Source organism: Winslowiella iniecta, assembly GCF_001267535.1.
Classification (GTDB): Bacteria; Pseudomonadota; Gammaproteobacteria; order Enterobacterales; family Enterobacteriaceae; genus Erwinia; species Erwinia iniecta.
The window spans coordinates 51729-73287 of sequence record NZ_JRXE01000013.1 but is presented as its reverse complement, the minus strand read 5'-3'; the positions used below and the strand labels follow the sequence as shown (position 1 = coordinate 73287).

Annotated in this window: 21 protein-coding genes and 1 other RNA gene; 10 read left to right on the top strand and 12 right to left on the bottom strand. The window is 53.9% G+C overall.

Annotation, left to right across the window (positions count from 1 at the left end; translation table 11 throughout):
• Positions 1-12 precede the first annotated feature (12 nt).
• The 3 genes from acrB (at position 13) to ykgO (ending at position 3707) form a co-directional block, all read left to right on the top strand.
• On the top strand, positions 13-3171 hold the full coding sequence (gene acrB, locus NG42_RS10740) for a multidrug efflux RND transporter permease subunit AcrB (RefSeq protein WP_052899303.1): 3159 nt from the start codon (positions 13-15) through the stop codon (positions 3169-3171).
• Positions 3172-3296: 125 nt separating this feature from the next.
• Positions 3297-3557 carry a type B 50S ribosomal protein L31 gene (locus NG42_RS10735; protein WP_052899300.1) on the top strand — a complete coding sequence of 87 codons (261 nt, stop codon included), beginning with the start codon at positions 3297-3299 and terminating at the stop codon, positions 3555-3557.
• Between the two features lie 9 nt (positions 3558-3566).
• Positions 3567-3707, top strand: coding sequence for a type B 50S ribosomal protein L36 (gene ykgO, locus NG42_RS21980; protein WP_072133188.1), 141 nt, complete (start codon positions 3567-3569; stop codon positions 3705-3707).
• A 55-nt stretch (positions 3708-3762) separates the two neighbouring features.
• Here ykgO and NG42_RS10730 read toward each other — a convergent pair whose 3' ends face one another.
• The 3 genes from NG42_RS10730 to NG42_RS10720 are packed head-to-tail and all read right to left on the bottom strand — an operon-like array spanning position 3763 to position 6190.
• Positions 3763-4641 (bottom strand): metal ABC transporter substrate-binding protein, encoded by an 879-nt coding sequence (locus tag NG42_RS10730; protein ID WP_052899298.1) that lies wholly within the window; start codon positions 4639-4641, stop codon positions 3763-3765.
• Entirely contained in the window at positions 4638-5507 is an 870-nt protein-coding gene (locus tag NG42_RS10725; protein WP_053115704.1) for a metal ABC transporter permease, read from the bottom strand. The genes NG42_RS10730 and NG42_RS10725 overlap by 4 nt, the downstream gene beginning before the upstream one ends.
• Before the next feature lie 5 nt (positions 5508-5512).
• Positions 5513-6190, bottom strand: coding sequence for a metal ABC transporter ATP-binding protein (locus NG42_RS10720; protein WP_052899387.1), 678 nt, complete (start codon positions 6188-6190; stop codon positions 5513-5515).
• A 417-nt stretch (positions 6191-6607) separates the two neighbouring features.
• Between NG42_RS10720 and NG42_RS10715 the strand changes: the two genes are divergently transcribed.
• The 3 genes from NG42_RS10715 (at position 6608) to NG42_RS10705 (ending at position 7741) form a co-directional block, all read left to right on the top strand.
• Complete coding sequence (locus tag NG42_RS10715; protein WP_052899296.1) at positions 6608-6961, top strand: hypothetical protein; 354 nt, start codon at positions 6608-6610, stop codon at positions 6959-6961.
• A 151-nt stretch (positions 6962-7112) separates the two neighbouring features.
• Positions 7113-7493, top strand: coding sequence for an Hha toxicity modulator TomB (gene tomB / locus NG42_RS10710; RefSeq protein ID WP_052899295.1), 381 nt, complete (start codon positions 7113-7115; stop codon positions 7491-7493).
• Positions 7494-7522: 29 nt separating this feature from the next.
• Positions 7523-7741 carry an HHA domain-containing protein gene (locus NG42_RS10705; RefSeq protein WP_052899294.1) on the top strand — a complete coding sequence of 73 codons (219 nt, stop codon included), beginning with the start codon at positions 7523-7525 and terminating at the stop codon, positions 7739-7741.
• 58 nt (positions 7742-7799) lie between these two features.
• Here NG42_RS10705 and ffs read toward each other — a convergent pair.
• An RNA gene (ffs, locus tag NG42_RS21975) (signal recognition particle sRNA small type) lies at positions 7800-7896 on the bottom strand.
• 305 nt (positions 7897-8201) lie between these two features.
• Here ffs and NG42_RS10700 point away from each other — a divergent pair.
• Entirely contained in the window at positions 8202-8513 is a 312-nt protein-coding gene (locus tag NG42_RS10700) for an MGMT family protein (protein WP_052899293.1), read from the top strand.
• A gap of 212 nt (positions 8514-8725) precedes the next feature.
• Here NG42_RS10700 and NG42_RS10695 read toward each other — a convergent pair whose 3' ends face one another.
• Positions 8726-9283, bottom strand: coding sequence for a YbaY family lipoprotein (locus tag NG42_RS10695; protein ID WP_052899292.1), 558 nt, complete (start codon positions 9281-9283; stop codon positions 8726-8728).
• A 223-nt stretch (positions 9284-9506) separates the two neighbouring features.
• Between NG42_RS10695 and tesB the strand changes: the two genes are divergently transcribed.
• A complete protein-coding gene (gene tesB, locus NG42_RS10690; protein ID WP_052899290.1) occupies positions 9507-10367 on the top strand; it encodes an acyl-CoA thioesterase II in 861 nt (286 codons plus the stop codon).
• A 98-nt stretch (positions 10368-10465) separates the two neighbouring features.
• Here tesB and amtB read toward each other — a convergent pair whose 3' ends face one another.
• From amtB to NG42_RS10665, 5 genes are all read right to left on the bottom strand, one after another.
• Positions 10466-11752, bottom strand: coding sequence for an ammonium transporter AmtB (amtB, locus tag NG42_RS10685; RefSeq protein ID WP_052899289.1), 1287 nt, complete (start codon positions 11750-11752; stop codon positions 10466-10468).
• A gap of 34 nt (positions 11753-11786) precedes the next feature.
• A complete protein-coding gene (gene glnK, locus NG42_RS10680; RefSeq protein ID WP_052899287.1) occupies positions 11787-12125 on the bottom strand; it encodes a P-II family nitrogen regulator in 339 nt (112 codons plus the stop codon).
• A 266-nt stretch (positions 12126-12391) separates the two neighbouring features.
• A complete protein-coding gene (locus tag NG42_RS10675) occupies positions 12392-14161 on the bottom strand; it encodes a SmdB family multidrug efflux ABC transporter permease/ATP-binding protein (protein WP_052899286.1) in 1770 nt (589 codons plus the stop codon).
• Complete coding sequence (locus tag NG42_RS10670) at positions 14154-15923, bottom strand: SmdA family multidrug ABC transporter permease/ATP-binding protein (RefSeq protein WP_052899285.1); 1770 nt, start codon at positions 15921-15923, stop codon at positions 14154-14156. Before NG42_RS10670 ends, NG42_RS10675 begins: the two co-directional genes overlap by 8 nt.
• 44 nt (positions 15924-15967) lie before the next feature.
• Positions 15968-16429 carry an Lrp/AsnC family transcriptional regulator gene (locus NG42_RS10665; RefSeq protein WP_052899284.1) on the bottom strand — a complete coding sequence of 154 codons (462 nt, stop codon included), beginning with the start codon at positions 16427-16429 and terminating at the stop codon, positions 15968-15970.
• A gap of 113 nt (positions 16430-16542) precedes the next feature.
• Here NG42_RS10665 and NG42_RS10660 point away from each other — a divergent pair, with 113 nt between their 5' ends.
• The gene (locus NG42_RS10660) at positions 16543-17574 is read left to right on the top strand and encodes a PLP-dependent cysteine synthase family protein (protein WP_052899283.1); all 1032 of its coding nucleotides are present in this window, start codon (positions 16543-16545) and stop codon (positions 17572-17574) included.
• Positions 17575-17592: 18 nt separating this feature from the next.
• Here the strand turns inward: NG42_RS10660 and NG42_RS10655 are convergent, their stop codons facing one another.
• Both NG42_RS10655 and cof read right to left on the bottom strand, forming a co-directional pair.
• Positions 17593-18732: an RHS repeat-associated core domain-containing protein gene (locus NG42_RS10655; RefSeq protein ID WP_053115694.1), complete on the bottom strand. Its 1140-nt coding sequence runs from the start codon at positions 18730-18732 to the stop codon at positions 17593-17595.
• 182 nt (positions 18733-18914) lie between these two features.
• Entirely contained in the window at positions 18915-19736 is an 822-nt protein-coding gene (gene cof / locus NG42_RS10650) for an HMP-PP phosphatase (protein ID WP_052899282.1), read from the bottom strand.
• A 98-nt stretch (positions 19737-19834) separates the two neighbouring features.
• On the opposite strand from cof, the gene NG42_RS10645 reads away from it, so the two are divergent.
• The gene (locus NG42_RS10645; protein ID WP_052899281.1) at positions 19835-21535 is read left to right on the top strand and encodes an SgrR family transcriptional regulator; all 1701 of its coding nucleotides are present in this window, start codon (positions 19835-19837) and stop codon (positions 21533-21535) included.
• Positions 21536-21559 lie beyond the last annotated feature (24 nt).

Here is a 21559-nt window from a genome sequence, read left to right as displayed (position 1 = left end):
AGCCGCTGATACATGGCTAAGTTCTTTATCGATCGCCCCATATTCGCATGGGTCATCGCCATCATCATCATGCTGGCGGGTGCGCTGTCGATTCTCAAACTGCCGATTGAGCAATATCCTAATGTTGCTCCACCTGCCATTGAGATCACAGCAACCTACCCAGGTGCGGATGCAAAAACCTTGCAGGACTCCGTCACGCAGGTCATCGAACAGAATATGAATGGCCTTGATGGCCAGATGTATATGAGTTCCAGCAGTGACTCCTCAGGTACAGTTACGCTGACGATTACCTTCGAATCGGGTACCGATCCGGATATCGCCCAGGTTCAGGTGCAGAACAAACTGCAACTGGCAACGCCGCTGCTGCCGCAGGAAGTCCAGCAACAGGGGATCAGGGTTCAGAAATCCTCCAGCAGCTTCTTGATGGTGGCGGGTTTTATCAACACTGACGGCAGCATGACGCAGAACGATATTTCGGACTACGTTGGCTCCAACATTAAAGACCCCATCAGTCGCGTTAACGGCGTTGGTGATACTCAGCTATTTGGTGCGCAGTATGCGATGCGTATCTGGATGGATCCGCACAAGCTGAACAACTACGCATTGACTCCGGTTGATGTGATTAGCGCCATTAATAACCAGAACTCGCAGGTTGCAGCCGGTCAGCTGGGTGGTACGCCACCGGTGAAAGGCCAGCAGCTGAACGCCTCGATCATTGCGCAAACCCGTCTGACCTCTACCGATGAGTTCGGCAAAATTTTGCTGAAAGTCAACGAAGATGGTTCGCAGGTGCGCCTGCGTGATGTCGCGAGAATCGAGCTGGGCGGCGAGAACTACGAGATCATTGCCCGTTATAATGGCCAGCCGGCTTCCGGTCTGGGGATTAAACTGGCTACCGGTGCCAACGCGCTGGATACCGCCGCCGCGGTAAAAGCGCAACTGGCTGAACTGGAACCGTTCTTCCCGTCAGGCTTGCAGGTGGTTTACCCGTACGACACCACGCCATTCGTTAAGATCTCTATCAATGAAGTGGTGAAAACCCTGGTTGAAGCGATCGTGCTGGTGTTCCTGGTAATGTACCTGTTCCTGCAAAACTTCCGCGCAACGCTGATCCCAACGATTGCGGTTCCGGTGGTTCTGCTCGGTACCTTTGCGATTATCAACGCCTTTGGCTATTCGATAAACACCCTGACGATGTTTGGTCTGGTGCTGGCGATCGGGCTATTGGTCGATGATGCCATCGTGGTGGTGGAGAACGTCGAGCGTGTGATGGTGGAAGAAGGGTTGCCACCGAAAGAAGCCACGCGTAAATCAATGGGCCAGATTCAGGGTGCATTGGTGGGTATTGCGCTGGTGCTGTCGGCGGTATTTATCCCGATGGCTTTCTTCGGCGGCTCAACCGGTGTTATCTATCGTCAGTTCTCGATTACTATCGTTTCGGCGATGGTGCTGTCGGTGATTGTTGCACTGATCCTGACCCCGGCACTCTGTGCCACCATGCTGAAGCCGGTTAAAAAAGGCGACCATGGTAAAACCACCGGTTTCTTCGGCTGGTTTAACCGCATGTTTGATAAGAGCACCAATCACTATACCGATAGTGTGGGCCATATCATTCGCAGCACCGGTCGTTATCTGGTGATCTACCTGCTGATCGTGGTGGGCATGGCGTTTCTGTTCCTGCGTCTGCCAAGCTCGTTCCTGCCGGAAGAGGACCAGGGTGTATTCCTGACCATGGCTCAGCTGCCAGCGGGTGCCACTCAGGAGCGTACTCAGAAGGTGCTTGACCAGGTCACGGATTACTACCTGAATAAAGAAAAAGCCAACGTCAGCTCAGTGTTTACCGTTAACGGCTTTGGCTTTGCAGGTCGTGGTCAGAACACCGGTATCGCCTTCGTCAGTCTGAAGCCGTGGGATGAGCGCTCTGGTACGGAAAATAAAGTCCCGGCGATTGCCGGACGTGCAATGGGTGCCCTCTCGACTATCAAAGATGCGATGGTGATTCCATTTAACCTGCCGGCGATTGTCGAGCTGGGTACTGCTACCGGTTTTGACTTCCAGCTGATCGATCAGGCTAACCTCGGTCATGAAAAACTGACTCAGGCGCGTAACCAGTTACTCGGCATGATCGCGCAACACAGCGATACGCTGGTCGGTGTGCGTCCGAACGGTCTGGAAGATACGCCGCAGTTCAAGCTGGATATCGATCAGGAAAAAGCGCAGGCATTGGGTGTGTCTATCTCTGACATCAACACCACGCTGGGGGCTTCCTGGGGCGGCAGTTACGTCAACGACTTTATCGACCGCGGTCGCGTGAAGAAAGTGTACGTCATGGGTGACGCGCCGTACCGTATGTTGCCAGGCGACATCGGCAACTGGTATGTGCGTAACAGCAGTGGTGGCATGGTTTCGTTTAATGCCTTTGCCAGTGCGCGTTGGGAGTACGGTTCTCCACGTCTGGAACGCTATAACGGCTTACCATCGATGGAGATCCTCGGCCAGGCGGCCACAGGCAAAAGCTCCGGCGACGCGATGAACCTGATGGAAGAGCTGGCGTCTAAACTGCCAAGCGGCATCGGCTATGACTGGACCGGTATGTCCTATCAGGAACGTCTGTCCGGTAACCAGGCCCCTGCCCTGTATGCCATCTCGCTGATTGTGGTGTTCCTCTGTCTGGCGGCACTGTATGAAAGCTGGTCAATTCCGTTTGCGGTTATGCTGGTTGTACCGCTCGGGGTTATCGGTGCGCTGCTGTTTACCACCCTGCGTGGTCTCAGTAACGACGTTTACTTTGTGGTGGGCCTGCTGACAACCATTGGCTTGTCGGCGAAGAATGCGATATTGATCGTTGAATTCGCCAAAGACCTGATGGAGAAAGAAGGCAAAGGCCTGGTAGAGTCGACGCTGGAAGCGGTTCGTATGCGTTTACGTCCGATTCTGATGACCTCACTGGCGTTTATCCTCGGGGTACTGCCACTGACCATCAGTACCGGTGCAGGTTCCGGTTCTCAAAACGCCGTAGGTACTGGCGTAATGGGCGGCATGGTCACCGCAACGGTACTGGCAATCTTCTTCGTACCGGTGTTCTTCGTGGTGGTTCGTCGCCGCTTCAGTAAACACAAAGAAGAACTTGAACACGGGCATCCCGTCGAGCATAAACAGCAAGATCACTAAGTTTCAACCGTGATGAACAGAGGCCGCAAATGCGGCCTCTTTTTTTTGCCCGCAGATCGGGTTGCATTTCATCTCAGAGGTGCGCATAATAATTGTTATGTTATAACATATCTTTTGGAGCCACCATGAAAGCTGATATTCATCCCCACTATCGCCCGGTAATTTTTCATGACACCAGCGCCGATCACTATTTCAAAGTCGGGTCGACCATCAAAACCGACCGTACCGTTGAATTTGAAGGGGCCACTTACCCCTACGTCACCCTTGATGTCTCTTCTGCTTCCCATGCGTATTACACCGGCAAGCAGAAAGAGTTCAACAAGGAAGGGAGTGCGGCTCGCTTTAATAAGCGCTTTGGCAGTTTCCTCGGTAACAGCAACAAGTAAGGGGCCATCATGCAGGTACTGAGTTCATTACGTTCAGCCAAAAAGCGTCATAAAGATTGCAAGGTAGTGCGTCGCCACGGTCGCATCTATGTGATTTGCAAGACTAACCCACGCTTTAAAGCGGTTCAGGGTAGAAAGAAAAAACGATAGTGTTGTTGTGTCATATTGTCCTTTTGGGCCGGACTTCCCATCCGGCCCTTTTTTATTACTTCATACTGCCGGCAATCGCTGTTACGTTATGTTTAAATGCCGCAATATAGCTGGCGGCTGGCCCATCCTTCTCCGATAACGCTTCGGGATACAGCTCTCCGCCCTGCTGCGCACCGGTTGCCGCCGCAATCTGTTTTACCAGTCGTGGATCGGTTTGATTCTCAATAAACCAGGCGTGAATCTTCTCGGCTTTTAGCTGCTTAATTAATGCCGCGACATCACTGGCACTGGCTTCCGACTCGGTAGAAAACCCGACCGGTGCGAGAAAACGCACGCCATAACGCTGGCCGAAATAGCCAAATGCATCGTGGCTGGTCAGCACCTTACGCTTCGTTTCAGGAATGGCGGCAAAGGTCTGCTGCGCCCAGCTATCCAGTTGATTAAGCTGGCTGATGTACGCTGCGCCGTGCTGACGGAAATAGTCGGCATCATCCGGGTCGGCCGCGATCAGCGCATTCATGACGTTGGTGGCATACACCACACCGTTATGCATACTGTTCCAGCCGTGCGGATCGGTAATGGTTTCACCGTCCTCTGCCATTTGGCGCGTGTCGATACCCTTTGAAGCCACCACCACCTTGCCCTGATAGCCCGAGGCGGTGACCAGTCGATCCATCCAGCCTTCCAGCCCCAGACCGCTGACAAAGACGACCTGCGCTTTTGACAGCGCCAGGCTGTCCTGTGGCGTGGGTTCAAAGCTGTGCGGATCGCCGTTTGGCCCGACCAGGCTTCTCACTCTGACGTGTTCGCCCCCCACCTGCTGCACGATATCCGCTAGTACGCTAAAGCTGGCCACGGTTTCGACCGTTTTTGCCAGCGCCAGTGGGCTGCTGAGCAGCGCGGCTAAAGCCAGCGCCATCGGTAACTTCTTCATACTTTCTCCTTACCTGTCGATAAAAAACGGCGGCTGCTAATTAAGCCACCGCGAGGCCCCATCAAAATCGAAATAAAAAACAGTATTGCTGCACTCAGCACCACCGCCGGACCGGCAGGCAGTGAGAGATAAAATGAGGCGAACAGACCGCTGAAGCTGGCGATCAGCGCCAGAATAATCGCGGCGGCCAGCATGCCTGGCAGGCGGATGCTCCAGAAACGAGCACTGGTGGCGGGCAACATCATCAGCCCGACTGACATTAAGGTGCCAAGCACCTGAAACCCGGCCACCAGATTCATCACCACCAGCACCAGAAAAATGCCGTTAACCAGCGGTGAGCTCCAGCGGCTTTGCGCCCGCAGAAAGCTGGCATCGAAGGCATCGATAACCAGTGGCCGATAAATCAACGCCAGCGCCATCAGGGTGATTGCGGCGATAGCGCCCACCAGCAGGATCGACTGATTGTCGACCGCCAGTAGCGATCCAAACAGCACGTGCAGCAGATCGACGCTCGAGCCACGCAGCGACACCAGCGTGACGCCTAACGCCAGCGATCCGAGATAGAATCCGGCAAAGCTGGCGTCTTCACGCAGCGGCGTGAAGCGACTGACTGCCCCCGAAAGCAGCGCGACCGATAAACCGGCGATAAAGCCACCAACGCCCATCGCCACCAGCGACAAGCCGGAAATCAGATAGCCAATCGCCGCGCCCGGTAACACCGCATGGGATAACGCATCGCCCACCAGACTCATGCGGCGCAGCAGTAAAAACACCCCTAACGGAGTGGCGCTAATCGATAACGCAATACAGGCCACCAGCGCACGGCGCATAAAGCCAAATTCGATAAAAGGTTGCAGCAGCGGGATAACCATTACCGACCTCCCACCTGTTGCAGTGGCGCGGCCTGCACGCGACGTGAACGCCACTCGGCCTCATCCGGCTGTAAGCGCAAAACCTGCGGGAAACAGGCATCCACCATACTCATATCGTGCAGTACCACGATTAAGGTGCAGCCCTGACGGTGGCGCTCGGCAAGTAAATCCAGCAGCAGCGCAACGGTCTGGCTGTCAATGCCGGTAAACGGCTCATCCAGCAACAGCAGCGAGGCCTGCTGCATCAGCAAACGGGCAAACAGCACGCGCTGCAACTGGCCACCAGACAACATCCCCGGTTGCGCATCGGCAAAGTCGTCCATTTTCACCGTGCGCAGGGCTTGCATAATCTCCTGACGCAGCTGGCGGCCGATGCAGCCAAACCAGCCGGTGCGCTGCCAGCACCCCATCGCCACCAGATCAAACACGGTGATCGGGAACTGGCGCTCAATTTCCGACTGCTGCGGTAGCCAGCCGACCGCGGACGCCGGCAGCGATAACTGGTATGCACCGCTAACCGGCGGCAACAAACCGGCGAGGGTTTTTAATAAGGTTGATTTACCGCAGCCGTTGGCACCGACCAGTGCGGTCATCGAGCCGGGTGCAAAGCGTCCACTGATCGGCGGTGTTACCGCCTGATGACGATATCCCGCCTGTAATTTTTCCAGGCTAATCATGATGAAATTGCCCAGCAAAGCGCCGCACACAGCAAGGCAATCGGAATCAGACTTAACAGCAGCCTTGCCGATGCAGAACGGGTCAACAGAGTGGGTTTAGCAGTAAAAGAGTGAGGCACAGCAGTGATCCAGTGGAAATTAATATGTTATAACATAACACTTAATCCACTGACGGTTGTTCAACCAAAGCGGGAAAACTGTTTCGAGGTGTTACATCCACGACTTTCCACGCAGGCAACGCCTCTGGTAAAAAAAATTAATCAGCATTCTGCTCGCTATCACAGTAAAAGGCGCGGCCTTTTAAGATAAAGTTCATATAAATCATAATGATATAAAATGAGCTTTTTTTGCCTCTTGCTTTATTCTCAACTGAACGCAATGATCAATATAAGGTGTAATTAACTCTGTGAAGGAAAAATGCGCAAATTAATCCCGTTTAATTATTTGCAGGATGAAGTTGACCCACTATTATTGAATCAAACACTTCTACAGAATATTCCCAAAATAGAACCACAGTTGATCGGGGATTTAGCCTGGTACTCACAAGATGCGCGTTTTGTTCCCGATAGCCTAAAAATTATTTCAATCGATCCACTGGAGAGTTTGCGTTATAAGATGTGTTATCAGTTTGCATGGAACATATTCAATGCATGCTTAGATATTGATGCCAACCAGACCGTAACTGAAAGCGTCAACTTCCAGATTATTCCCGGCTTTCTGGCTTTCGATCTGATTGACAACCCCTACCCTTCAACCGCAGATGAATTGTAATTTTTGGTAATATCCTCAGGCAATATTAATTAATCTGCGTTATATTCAAGATGTCCGTTTATAAAGTATTTTTTTATAATCGCTTCCAGGCCGCATACCTTTAGCTCAGCCCAAGTAACGGCTTTTGTCATTCGCTATGGAGGGGAAAGAGATGGACGAATACACACCGAAAAGGCATGATATCGCTCAGTTGAAATTCTTGTGTGAAAATCTGTACGACGAGAGTATGGCAACCCTGGGCGACAGTCACCATGGTTGGGTCAATGACCCGACGTCAGCGGTCAATTTGCAGCTTAACGAATTGATTGAGCATATCGCCTCTTTCACCATGAATTACAAAATAAAACACGTTGAAGATACGGATCTGATTGCACAGATTGATGAATATCTTGATGACACATTTATGCTTTTTAGTAACTACGGTATTAATGTTCAGGATCTTCAGCGCTGGCAGAAATCAGCAAAACGACTTTTTAACATTTTCGTCGAAGAGTGTGCTCAGCGGCCTTTATCTGCAAGCCATTCATTTTAGCAACCCATTATTTTTACTACGGTTTAACAATGACAGACAAAATCCTGACCAAAACTGATTATCTGATGCGTTTAAGACGTTGTCGTTCTATTGATACGCTTGAACGCGTAATTGAAAAAAATAAGTACGAATTATCTGACGATGAATTGGAAGTGTTTAATTCTGCGGCGGATCATCGCCTGGCTGAATTGACGATGAATAAGCTGTACGACAAAATTCCGGTTTCGGTCTGGAAATATGTACGTTAAGGCAAGTTTTAATACTGTGACGGGAAAAAGTAATGCGAAGGGCTGAAATTGGTGGAGGCCCTGCCAGCGACATCCCGGCACACGCGTCACCTGCTGCGGCTGCTTCCTTCCGGATCTGACCGAGTTCACAAGTTAGCGTTGCGGGAGAACCAACAGGGCCTCCATTGACGGCTCCAACGTTCAGAGCGCAGGCATTATCAATGATGCCTTCTTCAATTGCAAGCGAACCCCAGGCGACCGTTGCTTTCTTGAACAACTGACGCCTTTTAGCCCAAACTGACGGCGTTGCACGCCGGTTATTGGCTGAAATAGACGCAGTCAGTTCTGACGGTTAATTGATCATACTGGCGATCATCTCAGCGACGTCGCGGTACGTGGCCCGGCTCGCTGATTAAATTTGCTTTAGTATCCAAAAGTTATCGATTAAGGTTTCATTATTATTTTCCCCCGGAACCTTCACATGACTGACAACGACAGCTTTCAACAACGCGTCTGGCAGATTGTGGCATCGATCCCGCCTGGCTGCGTCACCACCTATGGCGAGATCGCACGGCTGGCCGGTTCACCGCGTGCCGCCAGACAGGTGGGCGGCGTGCTGCGTCGTCTGCCGCAGGGTAGCAAGCTCCCGTGGCATCGGGTGATTAATCGTAAGGGTGAGATTTCTCTGGTGGGTGACGATCTCAGTCGCCAACGTGATGCGCTGGAAGCCGAAGGGATTGAAGTCAGTAATGACGGTAAAGTGTCTCTGACACGCTATCGCTGGCAGCTTTAAGCCAATGAGCGGAACCCAGCGGCGGCAAGGATTTCCATCCTGCCAGCCATCAGGACGGGAGCCGAAAACGGCTCCCCTACAGTATTCCAGAAATTCCGGTGATTTTTCCTTAAACGCCCAGCATTAGCTGAAAACGGCTAATGCTGGTTACTTAACCACCTTTACCCCGGATTATCCCGTAGGGGCGGCGTTCTCGCCGCCCGCCAGGACGATCAGTAACGGGTCGGCGCCGGGACTGAAGAAGAAGGCGTCACCTGCGTTGGTGAGGTTGACGGAATCGTCCGGGTCGCGCCGCTATGCGTTGGCATCGCAACTGACGGAACCGGCACCAGAATCAGCTCCGCTTTGGTTCCACCGCCATTAATCACAGGTTTAACCGTATCGGTAATAAATGCCAGTTTGCCATCAATGGTTATGGCGGCACTTAACAGGATACGCGCACCAGGCTGAATATCGGCCGGATTAAACGGCAACACAAACTGGAACGGTGACTGCTTGCCCTCGGTACGCACCGCACGCTGAGCCAACACCTTCGACGGCGCATCCGCCAGCGAAGCATCTGACAGTGTTACCGTCAGCACTGCGTCAGGTGGCAAAGCAATGCGCTGACGAATAAAAACTGAGCCGCTGACATTCGGTTGCGCAATTACCGCCTGCTGCCCTGCCGTCGGCGAACCCAGAGTTGGAGTCGGAATATCACTGCTTTTATCCGCGCAACCAGCCAGTGCCACAGCCAGCGCAGCGCCACTCATTACATGCCAAAGTTTCATTGATTTCTTCTCCTTACGATCAATGTTTGCCGGTAAACCTGCCGGAAACTACGCTATTAACAGCGTCACAGATTTAATTCTGGCACAACTTACTGATTTTTGCCTGGGACCGGGGTTTCATCAACGCGAAATGGAAAAAACAGAGCATTAGCCTTTATCGCGGTTGACGGTAACTGGTCGGATCTCGCAAACTAACTGCTGAACCATTTTCGAGGATGTTGCTATGAGCCAGGCACTGCAAAACCTGTTAGATCTGCTCAATTTAGAAAAATTAGAAGAGGGCCTGTTTCGCGGTCAGAGCGAGGACTTAGGTTTACGCCAGGTCTTTGGTGGGCAGGTTGTTGGCCAGGCGTTGTACGCCGCCAAACAGATGGTCCCCGCTGACCGGTTGATCCACTCGTTTCACAGCTATTTCTTGCGCCCCGGTGATAGCCAGAAACCAATCATTTACGATGTCGAAACCCTGCGTGACGGTAACAGCTTCAGCGCACGTCGCGTCAGCGCCATCCAGAACGGTCAGCCGATTTTCTATATGACCGCGTCCTTCCAGTCGCCAGAAACCGGCTATGAGCATCAGAACAGCATGCCGCAGGTGACGGGGCCGGAAAATCTGCCTTCGGAAACCGATATCGCGCGACAACTGGCGGAATTTATTCCGGAAAAAGCGCGTGAAAAGTTTCTTGCCGAAAAGCCGCTGGAAATCCGTCCGGTGAAATTTCATAACCCGCTACAGGGACATGTTGATCAACCTGAGCGTCAGGTCTGGTTTCGCGCCAATGGTCAGATGCCCGAAGATATTCGCGTTCATCAGTATCTGCTGGGTTATGCCTCAGATTTCAACTTTTTACCGGTGGCGTTGCAGCCCCATGGCAAGGGATTCCTCGAATCCGGCATGCAGGTGGCCACTATCGACCATTCCATGTGGTTCCACCGCCCTTTCGATCTGAACCAGTGGCTGCTGTATAACGTGGTCAGCACCTCAGCCTCAGGCGCGCGCGGTTTTGTGCGCGGTGAGTTCTATACTCAGGATGGCACGCTGGTGGCCACAGCGGTGCAGGAAGGGGTGATGCGTCTGCGCAGTTAACTCTGCCCGCCGCAAAAAAAGGGGCGATGTCACCGACATCGCCCCTGCTGTTTTATTCTATTTTTTTATGCACTGCTTTTCTCAGTCAGACCCGATGCTTAGTGGTTGTAAGCATTTTCGCCATGGCTGTTTACGTCCAGACCTTCGCGTTCCTGCTCTTCCGATACACGCAGGCCAACAATCATGTCCGCAACCTTGAAGCCGATAAAGGCAACCACAGCAGTCCAGACGATAGTCACTACTACGCTCAGCAGCTGAATCAGCACCTGATGACCCATGGTAACGCCTTCTGCGTAACCCACGCCACCCAGTGAGGAAGAGGTGAACACACCGGTCAGGATACACCCAACGATACCACAAACACCGTGTACACCGAACACATCGCAAGGGTCATCAACGCGCAGCCATTTCTTCAGGATAGTCACACCCCACAGGCCAGCAATACCCCCGGCGATACCGATAATCAGTGCACCACCGACGCCTACGTAACCACAGGCCGGAGTAATCGCCACCAGACCGGCAATGACGCCTGAGCACGCTCCCAGCAGTGAAGGCTTACCGCGGAACATCCACTCGCCGAAGGTCCACGCCAGTACCGCACCTGCTGTCGCCATAACGGTGTTGAGGAACGCCAGCGCCGCGATTTCGTTAGCGGAACTTGCCGAACCGGCGTTGAAACCGAACCAGCCAACATACAGAATCGCCGTGCCGATAAAGACCATTGGCAGGTTATGCGGTTTAAACGCTTCTTTGCCGAAGCCTGCGCGTTTGCCCAGCAGATAAGCCCCCACCAGACCCGCTACCGCGGCGTTAATGTGCACTACCGTGCCGCCAGCGAAGTCCAGCGCGCCATCCTGTGCGAGGAATCCCCCCCCCCACACCATATGTGCCACCGGCAAATATGCCAGCGTCAGCCAGATGACCACGAAAATCAGTACCGCCGAGAAGCGAATGCGTTCCGCGATGGCACCCACAATCAGTCCAACGGTAATACACGCGAAAGAGCACTGGAACGCCACGTGGATATACTGATAGAAGGAGCCGGATAAGGCGGTCAGCTCGATATTTTTCAGCATTGCCATGCCGAAGCCACCGAAGAAAGCGTTGCCTTCGCTGAAGGCCAGTGAATAGCCGTACAGCATCCACAGCACGCACACCAGCGAGAATGTCACCGCCACCTGCGTCAGCATAGAGAGAACGTTTTTACCGCGAATCAGACCGCCGTAAAACAGTGCGATACCTGGTATAGTCATAAACAGCACCAGCGCGGTGCAAATCATCATAAAGGCGTTATCAGCTTTATCTGCAACGGCAGGTGCCGCCATCGCGAGCGAGGGTAACAGTGCCAGGCTTGTCAGACCCAACGTCGTCAGTAATTTTTTCATTTTATTCCATCCCATCACAGTTCAGACCCCGAAATTACAGCGCGGCTTCGTCAGTTTCACCGGTACGAATACGGATGACACGCTGCAGTTCTGCAACGAAGATCTTACCGTCGCCAATTTTGCCGGTGTAAGCGGCTTTGCTAATCACGTCGATCACTTCATCGATCTGATCGTCGGCGATCGCAATATCAATTTTTACTTTTGGCAGGAAGTTCACGCTGTACTCAGCACCGCGATAGAGTTCTGCATGACCTTTCTGGCGACCAAACCCTTTCACCTCGGTGACGGTCAGCCCCTGAATGCCGATTGAAGACAGCGCTTCACGCACGTCTTCCAGTTTGAACGGTTTGATTACCACGGTAACCAGCTTCATACGATCCCCTCCAGGTATTGAAAAATGTCAGTCACACCCGACCCGGATTGAATAAAGCAAAGGCTGTGCCATAAATTAAAAACAGGGTAATTTCAGGAGATAAGGCCGTCCGCAACCGGGTTAAAACGGGCAACAGCCAGAGAAGCGCGGTGGCCCGCTTACGGGCCGAAAAGAAAAACGCACCATTTGGGTGCGTTGACGGTTCAGGGAAGTGCATCAAGGTTATGCAATCCGAAAAAACTGCTCAAAAAAGGTGCAATCGCCTCTCAGGCTTCGGCCGGAATGCCCGAGCTGAGTTCATCACCGGCCAGCTGTAATTGATACATCTGCCAGTAACGCCCCTGCTGCGCCAGCAGTTCGCGATGATTGCCCTGCTCGACCGCCTGACCACGATGCAGAACCAGAATGGTATCGGCTTCGGTAATGGTGGACAGGCGATGGGCAATTACCACCAGCGTGGTGTGCTGACGAATCGCCCGCAGCGCGCGCTGAATCGCCTGCTCAGTACCTGAGTCAATGTTAGCGGTCGCTTCATCAAGAATCAGAATCTGCGGTGCCGCCACCAGCACGCGTGCCATTGCCAGCAGTTGCTTCTGACCAACCGATAAATTATTTCCCTGCTCGCCCAACCGGGTATGGATGCCCTCGGTCAGACCGCGCGCCAGCTCGGCCAGCTGCACGGTTTCCAGCGCCTGCCATACCTGCTGTTCACTGATATCGCGCCCCAGCGTGACGTTGGCAAAAAAGGTATCCGCCAGCACCACCGGGTCCTGCTGCACCATCGCCACGCCCTGACGTAATGTCTGGTGACTCAGGCTGCTTAACGGGCGACCATCGAGGCGAATCTCGCCCTGCTTCAGCGGGTAATAGCCCATCAGCAGGTTAGCCAGCGTACTTTTACCGCTGCCGGTATGCCCGACCAGCGCAACAAAATCGCGCGAAGGCACCTGCAAATTGATATCACTCAGCACATTACGATCGCCGCGGTAGGCAAAACTGAGCTGATCGACGTCGATGCGGCCACTGCTCAGCGGGCGCCGATCGTTACCGTATTGCTGACGCGGAGCATCCATCAGCTCAAAAATGCGTTCGCCCGCCACCACCGCCTGCTGCAACATCGATTGCTGCGTCGTCAGCTCAATCAGCGGCTCGTTAAGTCGGCCGAGATAGTTAATAAAAGCATACAGTACACCGACCTCAATACTGCCGATCGACGAAAAGCCAAACAGCATCATCAGGCCGCACAGTATCAGTGCAGAGAACAGGCTGAGTAACGGGCGCAGCAAAAAGCCATCAAGCCGCAGCGTTTGCATACGCGCCAGATAGTGTGAACGGCTGGCTTCGCCCATGCGCTCGCCGAAGCGTGCCTGCTGGCGAAACTGCTGAATCACGCTCATGCCGTTAATCACTTCATTAAAGCCGTTATTGATATCCGCCAGATAGCTGCGCACCCGGCGCACAATCGGCGTGCTGTAGCGCTGATAAATCAACATCACGGTGATCACCGCCGGAAAAATGGTGATTGCCACCAGCGCCATGCGCCAGTCGAGGCTGAACATCGCCACCAGCATCGCACCCACCAGCGCCGCGCTGCGCAGTACCGTCGCCACCACCGTGACATACAGGTCGCGCACCACTTCGGTATCATTGGTTACCCGCGAAATAATCTGCCCGACCGGCTGGGTATCGAACGCACTCAGCGGCTGACGCAGTGCCGCGTCCATCACCTCGCTGCGCAGACGTTGCACCACGCCGACCGCTGCCTGACTGAACAGCAGTGACTGCGCGTAGTGCAACGATGCCGCCAGCAGTTGCAGCAAAATATAGCCAGCCACCAGTCCAAGGGCGATCCCCAGCGGCATATGATGTTTCGCCACCATATTATCGATAAAGTAGCTGATCAGGATTGGCCCAAGCACTTCCGCCGCCGCCGCGATCCATAACAGCACCACCGCGATACCCAGCGATTTGCGCCAGGGTTTGCCGTAAGAGAGCAGGCGCTTTAAGGTTGGCCAAATCTGCGGCAAACTATTCATGTGGCACTCCCTTTTCGTTCTCATCTTCATCGAGCGCCGCTTCCAGCTGCTGATAGCGATACATATCGCTGTACCAGCCAGGCTGTTCTGTTAATTGCTCATGGCTGCCGCGCTGCGCCACTACGCCGTGCTTCATCACCAGAATTTCACTGGCTTCGGTCAGAGCCGACAGGCGATGGGCACTGATAATTACCGTGCGCCCTTCACCCCAGCTGCGCAGGTTATGCAGGATCTGATGCTCGGTGCGCCCATCTACTGCCGACAGCGCGTCATCCAGCAGCAAAATTTCGGCGTTAAGCAGCAGCGCCCGCGCAATAGAAATACGCTGCTTTTGCCCGCCGGACAGCATTACCCCACGCTCGCCGACTTCGGTTTCATAGCCCTGCGGCAGACGCAGAATATCGTCATGCACGCTGGCAAGGCGCGCAGCTTCTTCGATTTCACTTTGCGTCGCACCCGGACGACCCAGCGCAATATTGTTGGCGACGCTATCGGAAAACAGGAATGGCGTCTGATTGACCACTGCCAGTCGGCCACGCCAGCTGTCAATGCGCAACTGGGTCAACGGCATGCCGTGATAGCGAATATCACCCTGTGCGATGTCGAAGTGGCGCTGAATCAGACTCAGCAAGGTGCTTTTACCAGATCCGGTCGGGCCGCACAGCCCTAACATCTGTCCCGGTTTCAGGTTAAAATTAACATTGCGCAGCGAGGCTTGCTCACTGCCCGGCCAGCTAAATGCCCGGATCGCCACCTGCAACATGCCGCGCCCTTCCGGCAGCGTTTTATCCCCGTCGGCCACCGCCGGTGCTTCCGACAGCAAGGCGCGAATGCGGCTCCACGCCGCACTGCCGCGCTCGACAATATTAAACATCCATGCCAGCGCCAGCATGGGCCAGATCATCAGGCCGAGATACATCACAAAACTGGTCAGCTGGCCCAGCGTCATCTGCCCATGCCATACCAGCCAGCTGCCGCCGCCGATCGCCAGCAGGTTAGACATACCGATGGCGATATAAATGGTGGGATCGAAACGTGCATCGACGCGCGCCACACGCATATTTTTCTCGCCGGTATCACGGGCAATATCAGCAAACTGGGCAGACTGATGATCTTCGAGACCAAAAGCTTTAATCATACGGATACTGGTCAGGCTCTCCTGGGTCTGGTTGTTCAGCGAGGAGAACGCCGCCTGCGCCAGTTTGAAGCGGTTATGCAGCTGGTCGCCGTAGCGTTTAATCACCAGCGCCATTACCGGCATCGGTAACAACGCCAGTAACGTCAGTTGCCAGCTAATTTGGGTACTCATCACGATCAGTACCGCCAGCCCCATCACCAGCGAGTCCACCAGCGTCAACACCCCTTCTCCGGCGGCAAACACCACGCGGTCGACATCATTGGTAGCGCGGGCAATCAAATCACCGGTGCGATGACGCAGGTAAAATTCAGGATGTTGTCGGCTCAGCTGACGATAAAAGTCTTCACGCAGCTCTACCGCCAGTTGGTAGGAGGCACCGAACAGCAGCACGCGCCAGACGTAACGCAGCAGATAGACCACCACCGCGGTTATCAACATCAACCCAATCCACATCAGGATCTGCCCGCTGCTCATCTGCTGTTGAGTAACGCCGTCGACAATCTCTCCCACCACTTTTGGTGGCAGTAGTTGCAAAATCGCGATCACAATCAGCAATGAAACCGCGCCGAGATAACGACGCCATTCCCGGGCAAAATACCAACTCAATTGGCTAAACAGTCGCACGCAATAGTCCCTGGGGTCGGAGAAGGCGGTGATACCGCATCAGATTATGGATTTACCGGCAAAGCCGTAGTGTATTTTATCTCTTCCATGGCGAAACTCGAAGTGACATCGATTAAGCCTGGAACGCCGTTCACTAAACGTTTGTAAAACGCATCATAGCGTTTCATATCCGCCACCTGGATTCGCAGCAGATAGTCATACTCACCGGCCATACGATAGAACGCCATCACTTCCGGCATGCTCTGCACCACATCAACAAATTGCTGATACCAGTCGCTGCTGTGCTGCTGAGTTTTAATTAGCATAAAGGCGGTGAGTGACAGTCCCAGTTTCTCACCGTCCAGCAGCGCCACCCGGCCACGAATAATGCCGTCATCTTCCAGCTTTTTCAGCCGTTTCCAGCACGGGGTGGTGGTGAGATTTACCGCATCGGCCAGCGCCTGCAACGACAACGTGCAATCGTGCTGCAATAACGCCAGCAGTTTTCGGTCAGTTTTATCTAGCATGCGGCCATCCTGGAGAAAATATTTCTCTAATCTGGTCATTATACAGGAGAGAAGGCAAACCTTTTTTCCCGGAAATGCCTTAATCTCTGTGTACAATTTTCAGGAGCCAGACCATGAACAGCCAGTGGACCAAACACGCCATTAAAGAAATTAACGCTGACTTCCAGCGTTCTGCCGATACTCACCTGATCCGCCTGGCGCTGGCTGATTTTCCGGGCATCTGGCTCTACCTGAAAGATGAAAGCACACATCCAACCGGCAGTCTTAAGCATCGGCTGGCGCGGTCACTGTTTTTATATGGACTCAGTAATGGCTGGATCAAACAGGACCGGCCGATTATCGAGGCGTCATCGGGCAGTACTGCGGTGTCGGAAGCCTATTTCGCCCGGCTGCTGGGATTACCGTTTATTGCGGTGATGCCTGCCAGTACCGCCCGACGCAAGGTGGAGCAAATCGCCTTTTATGGTGGTCAGTGTCATTTTGTCAGCGACCCTTGTCAGCTGTATGCCGAGTCGGAACGGCTGGCACGCGATCTCGATGGCCACTTTATGGATCAGTTTACCTACGCCGAGCGCGCCACCGACTGGCGTGGCAATAACAATATTGCTGAAAGTATCTTCCGCCAGATGTCCAGCGAGCCTTTCCCGGTTCCTGATACGATTGTGATGAGCGCCGGAACCGGTGGCACGTCGGCAACCATTGGCCGCTATCTGCGTTATCAGGGCCATGATACCCAGTTGATGGTGGTCGATCCGGAAAACTCGGTGTTTTATGACTACTGGCAGCAGCGCGATGTGACTCTGCGTAGCGCGGTAGGCAGCAAAATTGAAGGCATCGGCCGCCCACGCGTCGAGCCGTCGTTTATTCCCGACGTAATTGATAGCATGCTGAAAGTGCCGGACGGTGCCAGCATCGCCACCCTGCTGTGGCTGGAAAAAATGCTCGGTCGCAAAGTCGGCGCATCTACCGGCACCAATGTCTGGGGAGCACTGCAGGTGGCCCGGCAGATGCGTGACCAAGGGCGTCAGGGTGCGATTGTCACGCTACTGTGCGACAGCGGCGAGCGCTATCTCGACAGCTACTACAACACTAAATGGGTGACTGAAAATATTGGTGATATCAGCCAGTGGCAGGCAGAACTGTAAGCCCGCAGCCGGTGAAGATTACCTGCGCATAAAGGGGATAGTCACCGGATTATAACCGCCGCGCTGCCCCCGATTTTCTTTGATCACATGGAATAGATTATCTCGGGTACTGAGGTTCATCAGTTCCTCGTTTAACTGCTCCTCCGCTGCAGTCAAATCACCGTTAAACAGCCTTTCAAGATTGTCGGGTAAGGCATGCGCATTTACCATTGATTGCAGCTCCCCCTCAGTGGTTACTGGCCCGCTGTAGGCTTTCACCGTTAAACCCGCCTGTCGGGAAAACTGGGCAGCAAAACTGTCTGCACCGTCGGCGGAGAAGCAAACGATCATTCTGACACCGGCGTCAGTGTACTCCGAGAAGTCGATGCCCATGTCGTTCAGATAAACAGCAAAGTTTTGACCGTTGTAGCGGGTTGATACCTGATTTAGGCCAATGGTGGTGTAGTTCAAATATCGTTCAAATCGTCCGTGCGCGACCACATTCAGACGCCGGGAGCCATTCTTTAAATCATCAAAACTGTAATAGATGTCAGTTGCTCTTGTGGTGCTGGCTGAGGCTCCGGCTCCCAACATCTGAACATTTTCAATATCGTCCACATCTCCCCAAGTGGTTCGTGAGGAGCTGATTTTGCGCATCTCACCGGTAGCTAAGCTCATCCGTCGATATGCGGTGAATGCCAGTCCCACCCCGAGAGAAAGCATCCCACAAGCAAACGAGACCCAGCTCAGCACGCCTGACGCTTTACGATCACTGTGTGCCAGCGCCAGGCTGGCAATGCCACTAATATCAGCGATCAGGCCGGATGTGCCGGTGAGTAAGGTTAGCGACGAGGCGCAGTCGATAGCCGCACTGAGGCTACCGGCTGCGGCAATGGAGGCTCCGCCAGTAATCAGCGCCGCGCTGATGCCCAGAATTCCCAGCCCAATTCCCAGCCAGCCGGGCCAGTTAACATGCCCTGACGGGTCAGCACGATTTATCGGATCGCCGTCACAGTAGCGATAAGGGTTGATACCGCCAGCCCCAAAGGGTGACCAGCTGTCCGGGCCACTGAATCTCATTAACAGGGGATTATAATCCCGATAGCCGTTACCTAAATGTGTGTTACCGCTAATTAGGTCTGGACGTTCGCCATTGAATCCCATCAGACAATTATTCATATTCCACTCCGTGGAAAGTAACCTGAGAAGTCTGAAGTTATTCCACCCATCGGAAAATAAAACCACCTGAATCGCATCATATTTATCATCATGCGGCGTGGGTTAAAAGATGAGTATTGGCCGGTAAAAAACCGGTCAAGCTAAATGACCGGCAAAGATAGCTTCAAACTGGCGTGATCCCGTCAGGAATGCGGGGTATAACTGAGGTGTGGTGTCGTCAGCCAGTGATTCAGATAGTGAGATACTCCCTGTGTCGCGCAATGCCCAATCACCGGTAAATGTGGCAGCGCATTTTTCAGTTGATGCATCGCATTGCCCATAATAAAGCCGCGTCCGACGCTCTCCAGCATTTCACGATCGTTCATCGCATCGCCAAAGGCCATACAGTCAGCCATCGTCAACCCCAGATGATTGCTGAGAAAGTTAAGCGCAGTGCCTTTATTACAGTTAAGCGGCAGCACTTCCAGACACTCCCAGGCGGAAAAACAGAGATGCGCGCGACAGCCCAGCGCTTCGCGCAGCTGGATCTCCAGCCGCAGCAACTCACCGTGCTCGGCGATAAAACAGATTTTTGTCACCTTATCGGCAGGCATATGCCGCACATCGGTCAGCTGATAGCTGAAACCGCTGAGCAGATGCGCCTGTAAGATTTCCGGCAGCTCAGTGGCGGTAAACCAGCCGTCGTCGTTGAACAGATGCAGGGTGGCGGTCGTGTCCCACCGCGTGTGGGTAAGCTGATGCGCAATTTCCGCAGGCAGATCGCAGCCAAACAGTCGTTCGCCGTTAACCCCGCTAATACGCGTGCCATTACTGGTTATAAGCCAGGCGTCGAGAGCCAGTTCGGCGGCAAGAATTTCCATCTCCAGCAAATGCCTGCCGGTCGCGAAAGCCAGTACCACCTGTTTTTTCTGTAACGCCCGCAGTGCCGCCAGCGTCTCTTTCCCAAACTGGTGGTTGGGTAACAATAAGGTGCCATCCATATCAAAAGCAGCTAAACGCGACATCTCGCCTCCGGCGAATGATTAAATAATAGGCATAGAGTATCACCTGGTATTTACGGAACTAATAGTGAATACTTTGTAAAATCACTTCCGGGTTTTCTATGCGCCAGCTCAATCGCCTGAACCAGTTCGCCAGGCTGTGGCAACACAGTCGTGGCGCTGCACAGCAGACCAGCGTTGCCGAGATGGCTGAACGCTGCTTTTGCAGTGAACGCCATGTTCGTACCCTGCTGCGCCAGTGGCAGCAGTCACAGTGGCTCGACTGGCAGGCGCAATCCGGCCGGGGTAAGCGCGGCACATTACGTTTTCTGCAAACTCCGGAGCAGCTGCGCAGTGCATTACTTCAGCAGCAGCTGGACGGCGGACATCCGCAGCAGGCATTGCAATTAGTACAGCTGGCACCCGAGCAGCTCGCGCATCTGCTGCAACCGTTTATGGGTGGACAGTGGCAAAATAACGCGCCAACGCTGCGTATCCCTTACTACCGGCCGCTGGATGATATTCAGCCACTCAGCCTTGACGGACGAGCCGAGCAGCATCTGGCACGGCATATTTTTGCCGGACTCACCCGCTTTGCGGACGATCGGTTGGTCGCCGATCTGGCGCATCACTGGGTGCGCAGTGACAATCAGAGAGAGTGGTATTTCTTTCTGCGTCCGCAACTGCACTGGCACAGTGGCGAAGCCATTGATGCCCGCCAACTACAGCAGCAGCTGCAACGTGTTCTGCAAAGCGAAGACGGCAGTAAACTGCTGGTCAGTGTCAAAAGCATCACGCTGGCGCACGCGCTCTGCCTGCGCTTTGAGCTGCATTGCCCCGATAACTGGCTGCCGCATCGTCTGGCCAGCGTCAGCTGTCTGTTGCCCCATCCGCAGGATGAAACACTGGGTGCCGGGCCGTATCGTCTCAGCCATTTTTCGCCGACGCTGGTGCGAATTGAAAGCCATGGCTGGTATCACCTGCAACATCCGCTGATGCAGACGATTGAGTACTGGATTACTCCACAGCTGTTTGACAGTCAGCTGGGCACCAGCTGTCGTCATCCGGTACAGATTGCCATTGGCGCGCAGCATGAGCTGTCGCTGCTGCGCCCGGTCAGTAACAGTATCAGCCTCGGTTTCTGTTATCTGGCGATTCAGCAAAGCGCCAGGCTCAGTGCTGCCCAGGCCGCAAAACTGATGCATTTGATCCAGCAGGCGGAAATCGTCGCCCAGCTGCCGCTGGAAGAAGGTCTGATTACACCAGGCCGCGAGATGCTGCCGGGTTGGTCGCTGCCGTGCTGGCCGGAGAACCGGCATATTGCACTGCCCGCCGAGCTGCAACTGCACTATCATCTACCCGTTGAGCTGGATGCGATGGCGCATAAGTTGCAGGAACTGTTGGCCGCACATCAGTGCCAGTTGCAGCTGCATTTTCATCCGGGTAAAAGCTGGAAAAATTACCCGCATCTTGCCAGCGCCGATCTGATCATGGGCGATCGGCTGATCGGCGATACGCCGGAATTTACGCTGGAAAGCTGGTTACGCCTGGATCCGCTCTGGCCAGCGATTCTGCCCGCTGAACGTTATCGCCAGTTGATGACCAACCTGAGCGAGATTCAGACGCTGGAGCAGGAACCCGCTCGCTTTGACGGCCTGCAACATACTTTTCAGCAGCTGATGAGCGATGCGGTGATTATGCCGCTGTTTAATTACCGCTATCAGGTAAGCGCGCCGCCCGGCGTGGAAGGAATTCATCTTAACAGCTGGGGCTGGTTTGACTTCACCCGTGCCTGGGTGCCGCCACCGGTGATGATTGAGTGAGAGAGCCACAGGCAGTACCATAGG

Coding starts and splice junctions, on each gene's coding strand:
- NG42_RS10715 (WP_052899296.1), top strand. CDS start 6,608: ATGCGCAAATTAATCCCGTTTAATTATTTGCAGGATGAAGTTGACCCA.
- amtB (WP_052899289.1), bottom strand. CDS start 11,752: ATGAAAAAATTACTGACGACGTTGGGTCTGACAAGCCTGGCACTGTTA.
- NG42_RS10720 (WP_052899387.1), bottom strand. CDS start 6,190: ATGATTAGCCTGGAAAAATTACAGGCGGGATATCGTCATCAGGCGGTA.
- cof (WP_052899282.1), bottom strand. CDS start 19,736: ATGTCGCGTTTAGCTGCTTTTGATATGGATGGCACCTTATTGTTACCC.
- NG42_RS10735 (WP_052899300.1), top strand. CDS start 3,297: ATGAAAGCTGATATTCATCCCCACTATCGCCCGGTAATTTTTCATGAC.
- NG42_RS10665 (WP_052899284.1), bottom strand. CDS start 16,429: ATGCTAGATAAAACTGACCGAAAACTGCTGGCGTTATTGCAGCACGAT.
- NG42_RS10730 (WP_052899298.1), bottom strand. CDS start 4,641: ATGAAGAAGTTACCGATGGCGCTGGCTTTAGCCGCGCTGCTCAGCAGC.
- NG42_RS10705 (WP_052899294.1), top strand. CDS start 7,523: ATGACAGACAAAATCCTGACCAAAACTGATTATCTGATGCGTTTAAGA.
- NG42_RS10700 (WP_052899293.1), top strand. CDS start 8,202: ATGACTGACAACGACAGCTTTCAACAACGCGTCTGGCAGATTGTGGCA.
- NG42_RS10660 (WP_052899283.1), top strand. CDS start 16,543: ATGAACAGCCAGTGGACCAAACACGCCATTAAAGAAATTAACGCTGAC.
- NG42_RS10675 (WP_052899286.1), bottom strand. CDS start 14,161: ATGAATAGTTTGCCGCAGATTTGGCCAACCTTAAAGCGCCTGCTCTCT.
- NG42_RS10695 (WP_052899292.1), bottom strand. CDS start 9,283: ATGAAACTTTGGCATGTAATGAGTGGCGCTGCGCTGGCTGTGGCACTG.
- tesB (WP_052899290.1), top strand. CDS start 9,507: ATGAGCCAGGCACTGCAAAACCTGTTAGATCTGCTCAATTTAGAAAAA.
- glnK (WP_052899287.1), bottom strand. CDS start 12,125: ATGAAGCTGGTTACCGTGGTAATCAAACCGTTCAAACTGGAAGACGTG.
- ykgO (WP_072133188.1), top strand. CDS start 3,567: ATGCAGGTACTGAGTTCATTACGTTCAGCCAAAAAGCGTCATAAAGAT.
- tomB (WP_052899295.1), top strand. CDS start 7,113: ATGGACGAATACACACCGAAAAGGCATGATATCGCTCAGTTGAAATTC.
- NG42_RS10655 (WP_053115694.1), bottom strand. CDS start 18,732: ATGAATAATTGTCTGATGGGATTCAATGGCGAACGTCCAGACCTAATT.
- NG42_RS10645 (WP_052899281.1), top strand. CDS start 19,835: ATGCGCCAGCTCAATCGCCTGAACCAGTTCGCCAGGCTGTGGCAACAC.
- acrB (WP_052899303.1), top strand. CDS start 13: ATGGCTAAGTTCTTTATCGATCGCCCCATATTCGCATGGGTCATCGCC.